The sequence below is a fragment of the Streptomyces kebangsaanensis genome (genome assembly GCF_001906585.1).
In the GTDB taxonomy this organism is placed as follows: domain Bacteria; phylum Actinomycetota; class Actinomycetes; order Streptomycetales; family Streptomycetaceae; genus Streptomyces; species Streptomyces kebangsaanensis.
Genome location: NZ_JUJA01000157.1, coordinates 18,807 through 37,716 on the forward strand (window position 1 = coordinate 18,807; position 18,910 = coordinate 37,716).

Annotated in this window: 17 protein-coding genes and 1 riboswitch; of the genes, 6 read left to right on the forward strand and 11 right to left on the reverse strand. The window is 71.9% G+C overall.

Annotation, left to right across the window (positions count from 1 at the left end):
- Positions 1–335 (reverse strand): oxidoreductase (locus RH94_RS44775; RefSeq protein ID WP_456154172.1); only part of this gene is annotated, 335 nt, incomplete at its 3' end.
- A gap of 205 nt (positions 336–540) precedes the next feature.
- The gene (locus tag RH94_RS44780) at positions 541–1,383 is read right to left on the reverse strand and encodes a hypothetical protein (protein ID WP_158073098.1); all 843 of its coding nucleotides are present in this window, start codon (positions 1,381–1,383) and stop codon (positions 541–543) included.
- 250 nt (positions 1,384–1,633) lie between these two features.
- On the opposite strand from RH94_RS44780, the gene RH94_RS27190 reads away from it, so the two are divergent.
- Positions 1,634–2,812: a glycosyltransferase gene (locus RH94_RS27190; protein WP_234426079.1), complete on the forward strand. Its 1,179-nt coding sequence runs from the start codon at positions 1,634–1,636 to the stop codon at positions 2,810–2,812.
- A gap of 153 nt (positions 2,813–2,965) precedes the next feature.
- On the opposite strand, the gene groL is transcribed toward RH94_RS27190, so the two are convergent.
- The 4 genes from groL to thrC form a co-directional block, all read right to left on the reverse strand.
- Entirely contained in the window at positions 2,966–4,588 is a 1,623-nt protein-coding gene (gene groL / locus RH94_RS27195) for a chaperonin GroEL (RefSeq protein ID WP_073950826.1), read from the reverse strand.
- Positions 4,589–4,872: 284 nt separating this feature from the next.
- Positions 4,873–5,076, reverse strand: coding sequence for a cold-shock protein (locus RH94_RS27200; protein WP_004986573.1), 204 nt, complete (start codon positions 5,074–5,076; stop codon positions 4,873–4,875).
- 446 nt (positions 5,077–5,522) lie between these two features.
- On the reverse strand, positions 5,523–5,798 hold the full coding sequence (locus tag RH94_RS27205; RefSeq protein ID WP_073950828.1) for a MoaD/ThiS family protein: 276 nt from the start codon (positions 5,796–5,798) through the stop codon (positions 5,523–5,525).
- Complete coding sequence (gene thrC, locus RH94_RS27210; protein ID WP_073950830.1) at positions 5,798–7,081, reverse strand: threonine synthase; 1,284 nt, start codon at positions 7,079–7,081, stop codon at positions 5,798–5,800. The genes RH94_RS27205 and thrC overlap by 1 nt, the downstream gene beginning before the upstream one ends.
- Positions 7,082–7,099: 18 nt before the next feature.
- A riboswitch (SAM riboswitch) is annotated at positions 7,100–7,284 on the reverse strand.
- A gap of 130 nt (positions 7,285–7,414) precedes the next feature.
- Between thrC and RH94_RS27215 the strand changes: the two genes are divergently transcribed.
- The gene (locus RH94_RS27215) at positions 7,415–8,359 is read left to right on the forward strand and encodes a glucosyl-3-phosphoglycerate synthase (protein ID WP_073950832.1); all 945 of its coding nucleotides are present in this window, start codon (positions 7,415–7,417) and stop codon (positions 8,357–8,359) included.
- Between the two features lie 109 nt (positions 8,360–8,468).
- Positions 8,469–9,899, forward strand: coding sequence for an alpha,alpha-trehalose-phosphate synthase (UDP-forming) (locus RH94_RS27220; RefSeq protein ID WP_079189201.1), 1,431 nt, complete (start codon positions 8,469–8,471; stop codon positions 9,897–9,899).
- Between the two features lie 127 nt (positions 9,900–10,026).
- Here RH94_RS27220 and otsB read toward each other — a convergent pair whose 3' ends face one another.
- The 3 genes from otsB to RH94_RS27235 are packed head-to-tail and all read right to left on the reverse strand — an operon-like array spanning position 10,027 to position 12,478.
- Positions 10,027–10,902: a trehalose-phosphatase gene (gene otsB, locus RH94_RS27225; RefSeq protein WP_073950836.1), complete on the reverse strand. Its 876-nt coding sequence runs from the start codon at positions 10,900–10,902 to the stop codon at positions 10,027–10,029.
- Positions 10,903–10,946: 44 nt separating this feature from the next.
- Entirely contained in the window at positions 10,947–11,189 is a 243-nt protein-coding gene (locus RH94_RS27230) for a DUF3263 domain-containing protein (RefSeq protein WP_073950838.1), read from the reverse strand.
- Between the two features lie 47 nt (positions 11,190–11,236).
- Positions 11,237–12,478 (reverse strand): ABC transporter substrate-binding protein, encoded by a 1,242-nt coding sequence (locus RH94_RS27235; RefSeq protein WP_199881072.1) that lies wholly within the window; start codon positions 12,476–12,478, stop codon positions 11,237–11,239.
- Between the two features lie 183 nt (positions 12,479–12,661).
- On the opposite strand from RH94_RS27235, the gene RH94_RS27240 reads away from it, so the two are divergent.
- The 3 genes from RH94_RS27240 (at position 12,662) to RH94_RS27250 (ending at position 15,806) form a co-directional block, all read left to right on the forward strand.
- Positions 12,662–13,606 (forward strand): ROK family protein, encoded by a 945-nt coding sequence (locus RH94_RS27240; RefSeq protein WP_073950840.1) that lies wholly within the window; start codon positions 12,662–12,664, stop codon positions 13,604–13,606.
- Entirely contained in the window at positions 13,606–14,748 is a 1,143-nt protein-coding gene (nagA, locus tag RH94_RS27245; RefSeq protein ID WP_073950842.1) for an N-acetylglucosamine-6-phosphate deacetylase, read from the forward strand. The genes RH94_RS27240 and nagA overlap by 1 nt, the downstream gene beginning before the upstream one ends.
- Positions 14,749–14,873: 125 nt before the next feature.
- A complete protein-coding gene (locus RH94_RS27250) occupies positions 14,874–15,806 on the forward strand; it encodes a 1-phosphofructokinase family hexose kinase (protein WP_073950845.1) in 933 nt (310 codons plus the stop codon).
- Between the two features lie 6 nt (positions 15,807–15,812).
- On the opposite strand, the gene RH94_RS27255 is transcribed toward RH94_RS27250, so the two are convergent.
- Positions 15,813–16,739, reverse strand: coding sequence for a carbohydrate-binding protein (locus RH94_RS27255; RefSeq protein WP_073950847.1), 927 nt, complete (start codon positions 16,737–16,739; stop codon positions 15,813–15,815).
- A 118-nt stretch (positions 16,740–16,857) separates the two neighbouring features.
- Positions 16,858–18,516: a diguanylate cyclase CdgB gene (cdgB, locus tag RH94_RS27260; RefSeq protein ID WP_073950849.1), complete on the reverse strand. Its 1,659-nt coding sequence runs from the start codon at positions 18,514–18,516 to the stop codon at positions 16,858–16,860.
- Positions 18,517–18,910: the final 394 nt, after the last annotated feature.

The window sequence follows — 18,910 nt, forward strand, 5'->3', positions numbered from 1 at the left end:
CCCGCCGCGTGCACGGCCTCGGCGACCCTCGCCCAGCCGGCCAGCTGCTCCTCGCCGTGGAACCGCGGCACCCGGCTGCTCTCACCGGCCGAGTCGTGCCCCACGTACGTGCCTTCGGTGACGATCAGCCCGACACCGGCGGCGGCGCGGCGGGCGTAGTACGACAGCACGTCCTCGCCCGGGACGCCGCCCGGCGAGAACATGCGGGTCATCGGCGCCATCACGATCCGGTTGGGGACGGTGAGGCCGTTCAGCGTGACGGGACGGGAGAGGATCCGCGCCGCGCGGGAGGCGGACTCGGACCCGGACGCGGACTCTGAAGCGGTGACGGTCACGTGGGGGGCTCCTCGGAATCGGTCGGATACCAGTTGGTATGTGCACGCGCATGGATTGCGCACCGGCGTCAACCACACCGCCCGCCACGGCATTCCGCCGCTTCCCTGTTGTGACCCGGAACACGCCGAGGGCGGCATCCCCTGTGTGCACAGGGGATGCCGCCCTCGGTACGTGACGGACGGGTCCGATGCTCAAGGGCGCCGCTTACGGCCTCGAGGGCCGCCGCCCGCCGTCGTCCGCCGTCGCATCACCCCCCGCCTTCCGCGGGATCGAGCGGGCCGCGGGCGGGGTCGGAGCCGTCCGCTGGGTCCAGTCCTCCCCGCAGGTGAGCGTCTGCCCCGGTACGTTGCAGTGGGTCTCGTAGACCAGCCCGCCCGTCGTCAGGACCTGGACCCACAGGTCGTTGCCCTGGGTGGAGACGGCGACACCGCAGGCCGAGGGCCCGGGATATTTGTTCTTGCCGCTCAGGTCGACCCAGGTGTAGTCACGCACGGCCGGCGTGAGGGCCTGCCGGCCCACGAACGTCGAGCCGCCTGTGATCACCGCGCTGAACTGCTCGTTGCGCGACGGGGCGACGCTGTCGATGTCGGCGCACGGTCCCGTCGCACCCGTGGCGCCCTTCGGACCCGCCGGACCCGCCGGACCTGCCGGACCCGCCGGTCCCGCCGGACCCGCCGGACCCGCCGGACCCGCCGGACCCTTCGGTCCCGCCGGACCTGCCGGGCCCGCCGGACCTGCCGGGCCCGCCGGGCCCGCCGGGCCGGTGGGACCCGTCGCTCCCCTGCAGGGGTCCTTGTCGTGCCCGTCGCCCGGCGTCGCCGCGCGGGGATCCTGCTTCGTGCGGGACCTGTGCGGATCGTGCCTGCAGTCGTCGCCGCCCTTCGCCACGGCCGCGGGCTGCGTCGCCGTCCTCTGCGCCGCCGCCATGGCCGGGCTGACCAGTCCGGTGGCCATGACCAGCGCGAGCGAGGCGAGCATGCCCGCCACCCTGAACCTGTCGCGTGCCAGCGGCCCCAGCCGCGAAGTCGTCCTGTGGACAGGACCCATGTCCGTCCTCCTTGCCTCGAGGGAAAATACGGGGCGTTCCGGTATGCGAGCTTCGCCCGTGCACACGAACCGACTTGATCGTTACGGGACGAGTCATGGCGTATATCAGCTCATCGGACGAATCGCCGCCTCCGAAAGAGACCGTCCCCGGGAACGTCTCCGCGTGGCACGGAGCAGCCGGGCCGGGCGCGTGCCACAGTGACGGCCGCCACCGCCCAGCGGGCCAGCCGTCATCCGGGAGCAGGGAGCCGTGAGGAAGCAGACCATCTGCCTCTGCATGATCGTCAAGAACGAGGCACGGGTGATCGAACGGTGTCTGGGCTCCGTGCGCGGCCTGATCGACACCTGGGTCATCTCCGACACCGGCTCGACGGACGGCACCCAGGACCTGGTCCGCGAGGCGCTCGACGGCATCCCCGGCGAACTCCACGAGGACCCCTGGGTCGACTTCGGCCACAACCGCACGCGGAACATCCGGCACGCCCGCGGCAGGGCGGACTACCTGCTCACCCTGGACGCCGACCACGTCCTGCGCCAGGACGCGCCCCTGCCCCGCCTGACGGCGACCTCGTACCTGCTGCGCTACGACACACCGGGCACCCAGCACCGCTTCAAGCATCTGCTGCGGGCGGACCGTGCCTGGCGGTACGAAGGGGTCACCCACGAATACCCGTGCGCCGACGGGCCCGACGCACAGGAGAACCTCGACGCCCTGGTGATCGAGGACCACGCGGACGGCGGCTGCCGCGGCGAGAAGTTCGAGCGGGACGCGCGCCTGCTGCGGCGCGAGCTGGAGCGGGACCCCGCCAACCCGCGGACGGTCTTCTACCTGGCCAACACCGAACGCGATCTCGGCCACGCCGAGGAGGCCATCGCGCTGTACGAGCGACGGGCGGCCATGGGCGGCTGGGCGGAGGAGGTCTACTGCTCACTGCTGGAGAGCGGCATCCTCAGAGCCGAGCGGACCGACGACTGGGCCGGCGCGGTGGACGCCTTCTCCCGGGCCTGGGAGTCCCGCCCCCAGCGCCTGGAGGCCTGCTACGAGCTCGCCTCGCGACTCCGTCTCAGGGGCCGCCACCACACCGCGCACGCCGTCCTCGGCTCCGCCGTCGGCCGGCCGGAACCGGACGACCTGCTCTTCACCAGATCCTGGGTGTACCGCTGGGGCCTGCTCTTCGAGTACTCGATCACGGCCCACTGGGTGGGGGACCACGCCAACTCGCTGCGGGCGTGCGAGATGCTGCTGGACATGCCGGACCTGCCCGCCGCCATCCGCGCCCAGGTCGAGGTCAACCGGGAGTTCCCGGCCCGCCATGTCGCCGCCGTCCCGCAGCCGTCCTCCCCCGCACGCGGGCCGAGGGCCGCCCGGGCGAGCGGAGCCGCGAGGACCGCCCGGCCCGGGAAGGCGGCCAAGGCGCGCAAGAAGTAGGGACGTAGGGACAAGGAGCAGGAACACGGAAGCAGCGGCACAGAAGCCGGGAACGGCTTCGGGACGCGCACACGCCCGAGGGCGGCACCCCCTGCGTGAACAGGGAGTGCCGCCCTCGGTACGTGACGGACGGGTCCGATCCTCGAAGGAGGATCAGAAGTCCATGTCACCGCCCGGCATGCCGCCGCCGGCCGGCGCGGCGGCCTTCTCCGGCTTGTCGGCGATGACGGCCTCGGTGGTGAGGAACAGCGCGGCGATGGAGGCGGCGTTCTGCAGCGCGGAACGGGTCACCTTCGCCGGGTCGATGATGCCCTCGGCGATCATGTCGACGTACTCGCCGGTGGCGGCGTTCAGACCGTGGCCGACGGCCAGGTTGCGCACCTTCTCCACGACGACGCCGCCCTCGAGACCACCGTTGACGGCGATCTGCTTCAGCGGGGCCTCCAGGGCCAGCTTCACGGCGTTGGCGCCGGTCGCCTCGTCACCCTCGAGCTCCAGCTTCTCGAAGACGCCGGTGGTCTGCAGCAGGGCCACGCCACCGCCGGCGACGATGCCCTCCTCGACGGCCGCCTTGGCGTTGCGCACGGCGTCCTCGATGCGGTGCTTGCGCTCCTTGAGCTCCACCTCGGTGGCGGCACCGGCCTTGATGACCGCGACACCGCCGGCGAGCTTGGCCAGGCGCTCCTGCAGCTTCTCGCGGTCGTAGTCGGAGTCGCTGTTCTCGATCTCGGCGCGGATCTGGTTCACGCGGCCCGCGACCTGGTCGGCGGAGCCGGCGCCGTCGACGATGGTGGTCTCGTCCTTGGTGATGACGACCTTGCGGGCACGGCCCAGGAGGTCCAGGGTCGCGTTCTCCAGCTTGAGGCCGACCTCCTCGGAGATGACCTCGCCGCCCGTGAGGATGGCGATGTCGCCGAGCATGGCCTTGCGGCGGTCGCCGAAGCCCGGGGCCTTGACGGCGACGGACTTGAAGGTGCCGCGGATCTTGTTGACGACCAGGGTCGACAGGGCCTCGCCCTCGACGTCCTCGGCGATGATCAGCAGCGGCTTGCCCGACTGCATGACCTTCTCCAGGAGCGGGAGCAGGTCCTTGACCGAGGAGATCTTGGAGTTGGCGATGAGGATGTACGGGTCCTCGAGCGACGCCTCCATGCGCTCCATGTCGGTCGCGAAGTAGGCGGAGATGTAGCCCTTGTCGAAGCGCATGCCCTCGGTGAGCTCGAGCTCCAGACCGAAGGTCTGCGACTCCTCGACGGTGATGACGCCTTCCTTGCCGACCTTGTCCATGGCCTCGGCGATGAGCTCGCCGATCTGGGTGTCGGCGGCGGAGATGGAGGCGGTGGAGGCGATCTGCTCCTTGGTCTCGACCTCCTTGGCCTGGTCGAGCAGGGCGGCGGAGACGGCCTCGACGGCCTTCTCGATACCACGCTTCAGAGCCATCGGGTTGGCGCCGGCGGCGACGTTGCGCAGGCCTTCCTTGACCAGGGCCTGGGCCAGCACGGTCGCGGTGGTCGTACCGTCACCGGCGACGTCGTCCGTCTTCTTGGCGACTTCCTTGACCAGCTCGGCGCCGATCTTCTCGTACGGGTCCTCGAGCTCGATCTCCTTGGCGATGGAGACGCCGTCGTTGGTGATCGTGGGGGCGCCCCACTTCTTCTCGAGGACGACGTTGCGGCCCTTGGGGCCGAGGGTCACCTTGACGGCGTCCGCGAGCTGGTTCATGCCGCGCTCGAGGCCGCGCCGCGCCTCCTCGTCGAACGCGATGATCTTGGCCATGTGAAGTGGTCCCTCCAGGACTGGGGGTGATTCCTTCGGACCGCGCCCGCGCCCGCGACGGACGGCTCGCCGGCCGGTGGTTCCTTGCCCCACCGGGCCCGCGGGCCTCACCGACCCGGTCCTTCGTTGTCACTCTCACCTTCAGAGTGCTAACGCCAATGATTAGCACTCGGCATGGTCGAGTGCAAGCGCCCCCGAGGGATCAGCCCGGGGCGAACAGGGCGAAGGCGACAGGACGAAGGGCCCACACCCCGTAAGGTGTGGGCCCTTCGCGTGAAGAACGTTCAGGCGGTGACGCGGACCATGTCGGCCTGCGGGCCCTTCTGGCCCTGCGAGATCTCGAACTCGACCCGCTGGCCCTCTTCCAGCGTGCGGTAGCCGTCCATCTGGATCGCGCTGTAGTGGACGAAGACGTCCGCACCACCGTCGACCGCGATGAAGCCGTACCCCTTCTCCGCGTTGAACCACTTGACGGTGCCCTGAGCCATGCCTAACTCCCCTATTACTGGCCCTTGCACAGATCCACACTTCGCGGACCCGGGTCAGACCTCACCCCCCATGGATTGGGGGCGTGCGCCGGAACGCGTCGACCGCGGCTGAATGTATCTGTCCAACTGCCGTCTGCAACAGGTCAATCGGACGAGAATTCTGGACGCGAGCGGTCCGGAATGTGGTGAGAATTCGTCCGGATTCAGGGCAAGTCGGGCCCCACAAAAAAGGCAAATGCCGCAAAAAGCCCGCACACTTTGGCTACTTCTTGTCGGGCGAGCGGCAGGAATTCATGGCTCCGGATCCGGAGATCAGGGGCGTGTTCCCCAACTCTACCGCGCTCAATCACATGGAACTGCCCCCTCCGCTTCTCTCACGGAGGGGGCAGTTCGAGGCACTCCCGGTGACGGCCCTTACCGAAGGTAATGAACGTCCGCGGAGACGGTCATCCGCCGGCGACGGCCGGGATGATCGAGACGCCCGCGCCGTCCGGCGTGACCGTCTCCAGCCCCTGCTCGAACCGGACGTCGTCGTCGTTGACGTAGACGTTGACGAAGCGGCGCAGCTTGCCCTGGTCGTCCAGGACGCGGGCGGCGATGCCCGTGTGGTTCTTCTCCAGGTCGGAGATGACCTCGCCGAGGGTCGCCCCCTCGGCACTGACCTCGGCCCGACCGCCGGTGTAGGTACGAAGGATGGTGGGGATACGAACGGTCACGCTCATCAGAGGCCAGCCTCTCGGAAGGAGTCCAGGGTCGGGCGGATCGTCGCGGTGAGGCCGGTACCGGCCACCGCGTCCAGCGTCTTCAGGCCGTCGCCGGTGTTGAGGACGACGGTGGTCTTCGCCGGGTCGAGGGCACCGGCCTCGACCAGCTTCCTCGTCACGCCGACCGTCACACCGCCGGCCGTCTCCGCGAAGATGCCCTCGGTACGGGCGAGCAGCTTGATGGCGTCCACCACCTGCTCGTCCGTCACGTCCTCCACGGCACCGCCGGTGCGGCGCGCGATGTCCAGGACGTACGGGCCGTCGGCCGGGTTGCCGATGGCGAGCGACTTGGCGATGGTGTCCGGCTTCTGCGGCCGTACGACGTCGTGGCCGGCCTTGAAGGCGGTGGACACCGGGGAGCAGCCCTCCGCCTGCGCACCGAAGATCTTGTACGGCTTGTCCTCGACCAGACCGAGCCCGATCAGCTCCTGCAGGCCCTTGTCGACCTTGGTGAGCTGCGAGCCGGAGGCTACGGGGACGACGATCTGGTCGGGCAGCTCCCAGCCGAGCTGCTCGCAGATCTCGTACGCCAGCGTCTTGGAGCCCTCGGCGTAGTACGGCCGCAGGTTGACGTTGACGAAGCCCCAGCCCTCGCCGGCCGGGTCGCCGATCAGCTCGGAGCAGAAGCGGTTCACGTCGTCGTAGTTGCCCTCGATGCCGACGAGCTCACCGCCGTAGACGGCGGCCATGACGACCTTGCCCTGCTCCAGGTCGTGCGGGATGAACACGCAGGAGCGCAGGCCGGCGCGGGCGGCGGCGGCGCCGACGGCGCCGGCGAGGTTGCCGGTGGAGGAGCAGGACAGGGTGGTGAAGCCGAAGGCGCGCGCCGCCTCCAGGGCCTGGGCGACCACGCGGTCCTTGAAGGAGTGCGTGGGGTTGCCGGAGTCGTCCTTGACGAAGAGCTTGCCGGCGTCGACGCCGAGCTCGCGGGCGAGGCGGTCGGCCTGGACGAGCCGGGTCCAGCCCGGGTTGAGGTTCGGCTTGCCGGCCACGTCCGCGGGGACGGGCAGCAGCGGGGCGTAGCGCCAGATGCTCGCGGGGCCCGCCTCGATCCTCCTGCGCAGCTCCTCGGTGTCGTAGGCCGAGAAGTCGTAGGCGATCTCCAGCGGGCCGAAACACTCCTCGCAGGCGAAGAACGGGCCGAGAGGAACGCGGTGACCGCACTCGCGGCAGCTCAGGGCCGCGGCGGGGCCGAGGTCGACGGTGGAGTCGGTGCTGCTTGCAACAGTCTGCACAGCCATGTGAGGCGAGGCCCTTTCTCCTCATCTTCCCCACGACGCATCTCGCCGTGAGACGGAATTGGCACCTTCCCTAGCCGGGAGCCTCGCGAAGACGAACGACGGCGATCAGTGATCGGAGATCATTGACCGGCGGTCTACGAGAACCGGCTGGAGGGTTGCCGGGGCTTCATCGGGCCGTGTCCCTCTGCCCCTCTGGATGAGCTGTATGCGGTTGTAAGGCGGCGGAGACCCCGGCATGCGATGGTCGTCCGCGTTGTTCAAGACTGTAACCGAAGGCCACGACCGTCGAGACAGTCGTCCGAACCGCGAGACAACCGTGAGGAGCCGCAGACCGTGCTGGAAGAAGTCGAGCGCTGGCTGGCCACCCGTTCCTGGTCCGTGGCCGACCGCCCGCTCGACCAGATCCTGACCGCCAAGCAGCGCACCGGCCAGACGGTCTCCGTCGTGCTGCCCGCACTGAACGAGGAGGAGACGGTCGGCGACATCGTCGCCGCCGTCCGGCGCGACCTCGTGGCGGAGGCGCCGCTCGTCGACGAGGTCGTCGTCGTCGACTCCGGCTCCACCGACCGCACCTCCGAGGTGGCCGCCGCCGCGGGCGCCCGGGTCGTGCACCGCGACGAGATCCTGCCGCGCCTGCCGGCCGTGCCCGGCAAGGGCGAGGTGCTGTGGCGCTCCCTGCTCGTCACCCGCGGGGACGTCATCTGCTTCGTCGACGCCGACCTCAGGGAGTTCTCCTCCGACTTCGTCACCGGCATCGTGGGCCCGCTGCTCACCGAGCCCGGTGTCGACCTGGTCAAGGCCATGTACGACCGCCCCCTCGGCACGACCGCCGGGCAGGGCGGGCGGGTCACCGAGCTGATGGCGCGCCCGCTGCTCAACATGCACTGGCCGCAGCTGGCCGGCTTCGTGCAGCCGCTCGGCGGCGAGTACGCGGCCCGCCGCTCGCTGCTCGAACAGCTGCCGTTCCCCGTCGGCTACGGCGTCGAGCTCGGCATGCTGGTCGACGCGCTGCACCTGGTGGGCCTGGACGCCCTCGCCCAGGTCGACGTCGGCGTGCGCAGGCACCGGCACCAGGACGGACAGGCGCTCGGCCGGATGGCCGCCGCGATCTACCGCACCGCCCAGCTGCGCCTGGCCCGCGGTCACCTCGTCCGCCCCCGGCTCACCCAGTTCGAGCGCGGCGAGGACGGCTTCGAGCCGCGGACGCACTCCGTGGACACCGAGGAACGGCCGCCCATGACCGAGATCGCGGAGTACGCGGCCCGGAAGGTGGCGTGAATCGGGCGGCGTGAACCCGTGGCGCAAAACCCCGGCCCGGCCGTACCCGGCCGTCTACGAAGCGGAACCGTACGTTTGAGCGTTTCCGGGCCGGGCTAGGTTGAGGCGTATGGCTTCAACGCACGGTGCCGAGGTGCTGCTCGCGTCCAATCGCGGCCCGGTTTCGTACGAGGTGCGCGAGGACGGCTCGCTGAACGCCAGACGCGGAGGCGGTGGGCTGGTCTCCGGGCTCTCCGCGATCGGTCCGGAGGCGGGCGCGGTGTGGGTGTGCGCCGCGCTGAGCGACGCCGACCGGGAGGCGGCACGCCGCTTCGAGGGCGGGCGCCGGCTGCCGTCGGAGGCGACCGGCGGACAGCGGGTGCGGATGCTCGACATCGACCCGGACGTGTTCTCCGACGCGTACAACGGCATCGCCAACTCGGTGCTGTGGTTCGTCCACCACATGCTCTACCAGACCCCCCTGGAGCCCGTCTTCGACGCGGAGTTCCGGCGCCGGTGGGCGTCGTACGAGGCCTACAACCGGGCCTTCGCGCAGGCGCTGGCGGAGGAGGCGGCCGAGGGCGCGGCCGTGATCGTGCAGGACTACCACCTGACGCTCGTGCCGGGCATGCTGCGCGACTTCCGGCCGGACGTGCGGATCGGGCACTTCTCGCACACGCCGTGGGCGCCGGTGGACTACTTCCGGATGCTCCCCGACGACATCGCCGAGCAGGTGCTGCGCGGGATGCTGGGCGCGGACCGGCTGGGCTTCCTCACCCGGCGGTGGGCGGACGCCTTCGCCGACTGCTGCGACGCCCTGGTCGGCGGGCTCGGCGGCACCCGGACCGGGGTGCACGGGCTGGGCGCGGACGCCGAGTTCCTGCGGGAGCGGTCGCACCGGGCCGACGTCTTCGAGCGGATGGCGGCGCTGCGCGAGGAGATCGGCGCGGCCCCGGACGGGGGTGCGCGCAAGACGATCGTGCGGGTGGACCGGACGGAGCTGTCCAAGAACATCGTGCGGGGGCTGCTCGCCTACCGGCAGCTGCTGGAGGAGCGGCCCCAGTGGCGCGAGCGGGTGGTGCACCTCGCGTTCGCGTATCCGTCGCGGCAGGATCTCGCCGTGTACCGGGAGTACACCGCCGAGGTGCGGCGGGTGGCGGAGGAGATCAACGAGCGGTACGGGACGGCCGGGTGGCGGCCGGTGGTGCTGCACGTCAGGGACGACTTCGCGCGGTCGCTGGCGGCGTACCGGATCGCGGACGTGGCGCTGGTCAATCCGATCCGGGACGGGATGAACCTGGTGGCCAAGGAGGTGCCGGTCGTCTCCGACTCGGGGTGTGCGCTGGTGCTGTCCCGGGAGGCGGGGGCGTACGCGGAGCTGGGGGACGACGCGGTGGTCGTCAATCCGTACGACGTGGTGGGGACGGCGGAGGCGCTGCACGAGGCGTTGGGCATGGGGGGCGCCGAGCGGGTGGAGCGGACCAAGCGGCTGGCCGCCGCCGCGACCGCGCTTCCTCCGGCCCAGTGGTTCCTGGAGCAGCTGGAGGAGCTGCGCGCCTGAGGGACGACGAGCCTGCGCCCACCCGTGCCGCAGGGGCGGCACGGGTGGGCGCTGGGGGTACCCCCTCGAAGGACTCGGGGGAGGGCGCCCCGCAGGCGCGGGCGAGCGCACCCACCCCCACAGCGCGCTAGGCGAGTCGCTCCGCCAACGTCCTCAGCAGGCCCACCACCCCGGCCGGGCCGTCCACCACCAGGTCCGCCCGTTCCGACAGTTCCGTGACCTCCGTGCTGCCGCTGCAGACCAGGACCCCCGGCAGGCCGTCCGAGCGGAGTTTCTCCACCGCGGCGTAGGCGGGCAGGTCGCCCAGGTCGTCGCCGGCGTAGAGGACCGAGGCGGGGGCGAGGTCGCGGACGTAGTCCAGGAGGGCGACCCCCTTGTCCATGCCCGGGGGGCGCAGTTCGAGGACCAGGCGGCCGGGTTCGACGATCAGGCCGTGCCGGGTGGCCAGGTCGGTGAGGGGTTCGCGGAGGAGCTCGAACGCGGCCTGGGGGTCGTCGGCGCGGCGGGTGTGGACGGCGACGGAGCGGCCCTTCTCCTCGATCCAGGTGCCGTGCCAGGCGCCGACCCGGTCGAGGAGGCCGGGCAGCTCGGCGCGGACCGCGGCGACCCCGGGGTGCGGGGGCGGCGCGGTGACGGTGCCGGTGGCGGCGTCCCAGCGCTCGGCGCCGTAGTGGCCGAGGACGACGAGGTGTTCCAGGCCGGGCACGCCCGCGAAGCCGCCGTGCCGTACCGCGACGCCGGCCGGGCGGCCGGTGACCACCGCCACGGCGGCCACCTCGGGGGCGAGCACGGCGAGCGCGGGCACCGCGTCCGGGTGGGCCCGGGCCTGGTCGGGGTCGGGCACGATCGGGGCGAGCGTCCCGTCGAAGTCGAGCGCGATCACCGCTCGCTCCGGTCGCGCGAGGATCGCGGCGAGCCCGTCCCGGCCGGCGCGGGTGGCGGGCGTCGGCAGGGAGGGGAGGGGGTTGGTCGAGTCGGTGGCGTGACTGTCCTGGCTTCCCATACGCCGAACCTATCCACACACGGCCACGCGCACTCCTCCGCTCCTCACCGCTCGGAGCGCCGTGCCTCGCGTATGCGCCGCAGCCGGTTCACCGTGACCGGGTCGTGGACCAGGGCGCGGGTGTCGTCGAGCAGGGCGTTGAGGAGCTGGTAGTAGCGGACGGGCGACAGGCCCAGCTCCTCGCGTATCGCGCGCTCCTTGGCGCCGGGGCCGGTGAAGCCGCGGCGCTCCAGGGCGAGGATGTCCCTCTCCCTGCGGCCGAGCGCGTGCTCCTGGTCGTCGTCCATACCGGCACCGTAGCCGCCGCCACCGACAGGCGGTGGGGCACCGGTGCTCAGTCGCCGGTGCCCGCGTTCGCCGCCGTCGCCTGCAACCGGCCGAGGACCGCGGCGGGGCTGCCGTTCGGGGCGACCGCCTGGCCGATGCGCTTCTTGACGTCGGCGGCGACACCGGCCCAGGAGGTCCTGCCGACCGGGTAGAGCTGGGTGGAGGGGAGCTCTTCGAGGAACGGGTGGAGGTTCTTGTCCCGGTCGGCCGCGGCCATCGTCCTGGAGGCGGAGCCGGTGACGGGCAGCAGGTCGTACCGGCGGGAGAAGTCGAGGACGTTCTTCTCGCTGTAGACGAAGTCGAGGAAGTCGCCGATCTGCTCCTGGTGGCCGTTCCCCCTGAAGCCCATCATCCAGTCGGTGACGCCCATGGTGGCCTTGGCCTCGCCGTCCCTGCCGGGCATCGGCACCATGCCGAACTCCACGCCCTTCTTCGCGGCCTGCCGCATCAGGGTGGGGTGGCCGTTGAGCATGCCGACCTCGCCGGCGGCGAAGGCGGCGAACGCGTCGGCGCGGTTGAGCCTGCCGGGGGCGACCGGGCCGGTCAGGTCCTTGCCGACCAGCTCGTCCTTGAGCCAGGTGAGGGTCTGGACGTTCCGCGGGGAGTCGATGCTGTAGGCGCCGAAGTCGTCGGTGTAGCCGGAGCCGCCGCTGAGCAGCCACTGCATGGTCTCGGCCTGCGTCTCCTCCGGGCCGAGCGGCAGGGCGTAGGGGTACTTCACGCCCTCGGCCTTCAGCGCGTGGGCGCCGGCCGCGAGCTCGTCCCAGGTCGTGGGCGGGGTGAGGTTCGCCTTGGCGAAGAGTTCCTTGTTGTAGAACAGCACGCGGGTGGAGGCGGCGAACGGGATGCCGTACTGCACGTGCCGCAGCTGTCCGGCTTCGGAGAGCCGTCCGACGAGGTCGGCCTGGACGGAGATGGAGAGCAGGTCGTCCGCCTTGTGGAGCAGGCCCTTGGCGGCGTAGTCGGCGTAGGAGCCGATCTGGGCCATGTCGGGCGGGTCGCCCGCGTCGACCATCTGCTTGACCTTGCGGTCGACGTCGTTCCAGGAATAGACGCTGACCTGGACCTTCACCCCCTTGTGCCGGGACTCGTAGTCCTTGACCAGCTGGTCCCAGTACGTCCGCGAGCTGTTGGCGTCGGAGTCGCCGTAGTCGGCGGCGACCAGTCTGAGGGTGACGTCGGAGGAGCCGGTGCTCCCGCAGCCGCCGAGGACCGCCGTCATGCCCAGGGCGGACACCACCGCGATCATTCCTGTCCTACGCCGCCGCACTGCTTCTTCCAGCTCCAAACCACTGCCGCACGCCGAACGGATTCGCACAGAACCGGAATCTGTGCTGCCGCAAGGCGAGAACTTCCGAAACGATCAGCCATAAGGTCTACACCACGCGAGTGGACTAGACCTCTTGTGGGTCGAAGGGTCACACTGTCCCCCGTGAGACACGTCATCGCCCTCGATGTGGGCGGCACCGGGATGAAGGCGGCCCTGGTCGCCGCCGACGGCTCCCTGCTGCACCGGGCGCGCCGGGCGACCGGCCGCGAGCGCGGGCCGGACGCCGTCGTGGGGGGCATCGTCGACTTCGCCGCCGAACTGCGCGCGTACGGCGCGGCGCACCTGGGCGAGGAGGCCGCCGCGGCCGGGGTCGCCGTGCCCGGCATCGTCGACGAGGAGCGGGGTGTGGCCGCCTACTCCGCCAACCTCGGCTGGCGCGACGTCCCCCTGCGCGACCTGCTCGCCGAGCGGCTCGACGCCCCCGTGGCCCTGGGGCACGACGTGCGCGCCGGCGGGCTGGCCGAGGGCCGGATCGGGGCGGGCCGGGGCGCGGACCGGTTCCTGTTCGTGCCGCTGGGCACCGGGATCGCGGGCGCCATCGGCATCGACGGCCGGGTGGAGGCGGGCGCGCACGGCTTCGCGGGCGAGATCGGCCACATCGTCGTACGGCCCGGCGGCCTGCCGTGTCCGTGCGGCCAGCGCGGCTGCCTGGAGCGGTTCGCCTCCGCGGCGGCGGTCAGCCAGGCATGGGCCGAGGCGTGCGGGGACCCGGAGGCGGACGCGGCCCACTGCGCCGAGGCCGTGGAGTCCGGCGACGCGAGGGCACGGGCGGTCTGGCAGGAGGCCGTGGACGCGCTCGCCGACGGGCTGGTCACCGCGCTCACCCTGCTGGACCCGCGCACGCTGATCGTCGGCGGCGGGCTCGCCGAAGCGGGCGAGACGCTGTTCGCGCCGCTGCGGGAGGCCGTCCGGCGGCGCGTCACCTTCCAGAAGCTGCCCTCGATCGTCCCCGCCGCCCTGGGGGACACCGCCGGCTGCCTGGGCGCGGGGCTGCTGGCCTGGGACCTCCTCACCCCTTCCACGACTCCCCGAAAGGTAGCCGTCTGATGGCCCCCAGCAAGGTTTTCACCGGAGCCCGGGTGGTGCTGCCCACCGGGATCGTGGACGGCGGCCGGGTGATCGTCGACGGCACGCGGATCGCCGGCCACGCCCGCGAGGACGCCGAGACCGTCGACGTGCGCGGGCACTGGCTGGTCCCCGGTTTCGTCGACCTCCACAACCACGGCGGGGGCGGCGCATCCTTCTCGGGCACCGCCGACGACGTGCTGACCGCCGTCGGCACCCACCGGCGGCACGGCACCACCACCCTGGTCGCCTCCACCGTCACCGACGACATGGACACCCTCGTCCAGCAGGCGGGGCTGCTGTCGGAGCTGGCCGAGCAGGGGGAGATCGCGGGCATCCACTTCGAGGGGCCGTTCATCTCGCCGTGCCGCAAGGGCGCCCACTCCGAGGCGCTGCTGCGCGACCCGGACCCCGCGGAGGTGCGCAAGCTGGTCGACGCCGCGCGCGGCCGGGCGAGGATGGTGACGCTCGCCACCGAGCTGCCGGGCGGCATCGACTCCGTACGGCTGCTCGCGGAGCACGGCGTGATCGCGGCGGTCGGGCACACGGACGCGACGTACGAGCAGACGGTGGAGGCGATCGACGCCGGGGCCACCGTCGCCACCCACCTGTTCAACGCGATGCCGCCCCTGGGGCACCGCGCCCCGGGCCCGATCACGGCCCTGCTGGAGGACGAGCGGGTCACGGTCGAGCTGATCAACGACGGCGTGCACCTGCACCCGGCCGCCCTCGAGCTGGCCTTCCACCACGCGGGCCCCGAGCGGGTCGCCTTCATCACCGACGCCATGGACGCCGCCGGCGACGGCGACGGCCGCTACCTGCTCGGCCCGCTCCAGGTCGAGGTCGCGGACGGGGTGGCACGGCTGGTGGACGGCGGTTCGATCGCGGGTTCGACCCTGACCCTGGACCGGGCCTTCCGGCGCGCCGTGACCATCGACCGGCTGCCGGTCGAGCACGTGGTGGCCGCGCTGTCCGCCAACCCGGCCCGGCTGCTCGGCCTGGACGACCGGGTGGGCTCCCTGGAGCCCGGCAAGGACGCCGACCTGGTACTGCTCGACGAGGACTTCGCGCTGAAGGGCGTGATGCGGCGGGGCGCCTGGGTGGTTGCACCCCAACTGGGGTGATCCGTCCGCCCGTACGGCCGCGGCGGCCGGTCCGGGGGGTGGGCGCCCGCCCGGGTCTTTGGCATGATCGAACCTCTGGAACGTCGCGAGACGTGCTCTTACTCACTCGGGGGAGGTCGGCCCACGTGATCCTCACGGTCGCGCTGAACACCGCTCTCGACATCACCTATCGGGTGCCGTCCCTGAGGCCCCACGCCTCCCACCGGGTGTCGGAGGTGACCGAGCGGCCCGGCGGCAAGGGCGTCAACGTCGCCCGGGTGCTGGCGGCCCTCGGCCACGAGGTGACGGTCACCGGCTTCGCGGGCGGCGCCACCGGGCGCGAACTGCGCGACCGGCTCGCGGACCGGGCGCCGGGCGTGGTGGACGCGCTGGTCCCGGTCGCGGGCGCGACCCGGCGCACCATAGCCGTCGTCGACGCGCGCACCGGCGACACCACCCAGCTCAACGAGCCGGGCCCGGTCGTCGGCCCCGCCGAGTGGTCCGCCTTCCAGGACGTGTACGAGGGGCTGCTCGGCTCGGTGTCGGCGGTGGCGCTGTGCGGCAGCCTGCCCCCCGGGCTGCCGGTGGGCGCGTACGCCGGTCTGATACGGACGGCGCGGGCGGCCGGGGTCCCCGTCCTGCTGGACACCAGCGGTGAGGCCCTGCGGCGCGGGGTGGCGGCCCGCCCCGACGTCATCAAGCCGAACGCCGAGGAACTGGCCGAGCTCACCGGCTCCCACGAGCCGCTGCGCGCCACCCGGGACGCCCGTCGGCGCGGCGCCCGCGCGGTGGTCGCCTCCCTGGGCGCCGACGGCCTCCTCGCCCACACCCCCGACGGCCTGTGGCGGGCCGCCCCGCCCGCCCACGTCCAGGGCAACCCGACCGGCGCCGGCGACTCGGCGGTCGCCGCCCTGCTCTCCGGCCTGGCGGAACACCTCTCCTGGCCGGACCGCCTGGCCCGCGCGGTCGCCCTGTCCACGGCGACGGTGCTGTCCCCGGCGGCGGGCGAGTTCGACCGCCCGGCCTACGAGGAGCTGCTGGGGCAGGTGGCGGTGACCGGGGAGGTCAGCGCCGCCTGATGGAGGTCAGCTGCCGACCCAGCCCTTCACCAGCCAGAGCCGGTCGAGGTTGGCGTCGCACTGGTTGCCCTCCTCGCACGAGACCTTGATGATGTTCGTGCCCTTGTTGAGCTGGATGAAGTTGTACGTCTCCGTCCAGCCCTTCTCGTAGTCGCCCTCGGGCGCGCCCGCCCAGTTCTTCAGATTCACCGGCCTGTCGGACGCGGTGCCGTTGACCGTCAGGGTGGCGGTGCCGTCCTTGCCCGGGACGCCGTAGCCGACGTAGAGGGAGTACTTGCCGCCCTCGGGAATGCCGTTGACGGTCCAGGTGACCGAGGCGCCGACGTTGTTGAAGTTCGTCACATAGACGCCGCCGGCCGCCTTGGCGCCCTTGACGTCCGACGCGGTGGCGGCGTTGCCTTCCAGGCGGAGCGCCTTGGCGTCGATCGTCGGCAGCTCCTGCGGGGACTCCGCGTCGGCGCTCGTCGACGGGCTCGGCTCCGAGCTCTGCGTGGCCGTGGGGGTCGGGCCGCCGGCCTTGTTCTCGCCCTTGTCGTCGGAGTCACCGTTGAGCATGGCCACGCTGATGCCGATGACGACCGCGGCGACCACCGCGACGGCGCCGATCAGCAGACCCTTGGTGTTCGGACCCCGGCCGCCGCCCTGGCCCGGCTGGCGGCCCGTGGGCGCGCCGCCCGGATGCGTCTCCGGAGCGGCGTAGTGGGCGTTCGGCCTGCCGTACGCGCCCTGCTGCTGCGGGACCTGGCCGTGGGGCGCCGCGGGGGGCTGCTGGCCGTACTGCCGCTGACCGACCGTGTGGACCCGGTTGACCGCGTTCGGGTAGCCGTAACCGCCGGAGGGCGGCTGGGCTCCGTTGGCCTGTCCGTCGGCGTACAGGTAGCCGAACGGATCGTCGTCCTCGGGCGTGCTCGCACCGTTGTTGCCGGCCGTCATCCCTAGGTCTCCTCAAGCGTGGTGCGGGTGGTGCGGTACGTCGTGAGGAAAGCGAGCCTACCTGCTTCGCGGGGCCCGAACGGGTGACTCACACCGCATCAGTTGGCTGACCTGCGGCTCAACCGGCCCGACGATGTTGCCGGGGGCGAGATCTTTTCTCGACGTACATCCGTTCGTCGGCGGATTTCAGTACTTCGTCCGCCGTCATGCCGCAGTGGGCCCAGCCGATGCCGAAGCTCGCCCCGACCCGGACGGCCCGGCCCTCGGCCCGGATCGGCTGGATGATCTCGTTGCGCAGGCGTACGGCGAGGTCCTGGGCGTCGGCCTGGCCGAGGCCGTCGGCGAGGATCACGAACTCGTCACCGCCGAGCCGGGCCACGGTGTCGCCGTCGCGCACGCCGTTGCTCAGCCGCCGGGCCACCTCGATGAGGACGGCGTCGCCCGCGTTGTGCCCGAACCGGTCGTTGATCGACTTGAAGCCGTCGAGGTCGCAGAAGAGGACCGCGAGCCCCTTGGTGCCGTCGTCGTGGTCGCCCTCGGGGGCGACGGCGTGCACGTGGTGGTCGTAGGCGTCGTACGCCGGTGCGCCCGGCCCGAAGTCGAAGTCGTGGCCGCCGACGTCGTAGGCGGGGTGGCCGTAGGCCGCGTCCAGCGGCTCCGGCTCGCCCTCGTGCCCGGCCTGGGGCCGCCTGCACAGCCGGGCGGACAGCCGGGAGCGCAGCTCGGCGGAGTTGGGCAGGCCGGTGAGGGAGTCGTGGGAGGCGCGGTGGGCGAGCTGCAGCTCACGGCGCTTGCGCTCCTCGATGTCCTCGACGTGGGTGAGCAGGAAGCGGGGGCCGTCGGCGGCGTCGGCGACGACGGAGTTGCGCAGGGACACCCAGACGTAGCTGCCGTCGCGGCGGCAGAGGCGCAGCTCCGCGCGGCCGCCCTCGGCGGAGGTGCGCAGCAGGGTGCCTATGTCCTCGGGGTGGACGAGGTCGGAGAAGGAGTAGCGGCGCATCGCGGAGGCGTGGCGGCCCAGCAGCCGGCACAGGGCGTCGTTGGTGCGCAGGATGCGGCCGTGCTGGTCGCCGCCCATCTCGGCGATGGCCATGCCGGAGGGGGCGTACTCGAAGGCCTGCCGGAAGCTCTCCTCGCTGGCGCGCAGGGCCTGCTGCTCGCGCTCCAGGCGGACCAGGGCGCGCTGCATGTTCGCACGTAGACGCGCGTTGCTGATCGCGATGGCGGCCTGGAAGGCGTACATCTGCAGCGCCTCGCGGCCCCAGGCGCCGGGCCGGCGGCCGTTGCGCGGGCGGTCCACGGAGAGCACCCCGAGCAGTTCGCCGGAGGGGCCGCCCGGACCGCCGGGGGTGTACAGGGGGGCGAACAGCCGGTCGGAGGGGTGCCACTCGTCCTCGAAGCGGGGCGCGGGCCCGTCGGTGTACCACTGCGGGACGTCGTCGTCGTCGAGGACCCAGCCCTCCGTGTGGGGTATGAAGACCAGCCCGTCCCAGTGCTCGCCCATGGTGAGCCGGCGCTCCCAGGCCTCGCGGGAGCCGACGCGGCCGGTGATGAGGGAGTCGGCGGCGGAGTCCCCGGACAGGGCGGCGACGACGAGGTCGCCGTCGGGGCGTACGAGGTTGACGCAGGCCAGCTCGTAGCCGAGGCCGTTCACGACGCCGTCGGCGACGGTCTGCAGTGTGTCGGCCAGGCTCCGCGCGGTGTTCATGTCCGCCATGACCCGGTGCAGTTGCCGCAGGGTCGCAAGACGAACGTACGGCTCCGACTCGGTCTCCATGCTCGCCCTCCCCCCGCGACCTCGCAGCGCATCAAGGGTGTTCTTCCGGCGTATCGTCCGCGCAGTCCTCTGTGCAGTCTCAGCCACTGAATCACAGCGCGGAGCCCACTCGGTACACAGGGTCAACAATTCCGGTCCCTTGTGACTCAAGTCACAGGCAAACGTGAATAAGTGGGTGAAGTTTCTGCGTTTTCACCGTGCGTCTCACGAACGTGGAATTCACGTGTGTGCGGACATGATGCACGAGAGGCCCGCCGGACAGGCGAGAACCGGCCCGCTGATCCCCGGTCCCCCACCCCTCTGGTCCTCTGGTCCTCCGGCCCTAGGTCCGGGTTCGGGCGGAGGCCCGATGCGGGGGTCGCCGAGCGGTGGTTAGCGTTTCGTGTGTGCTGAA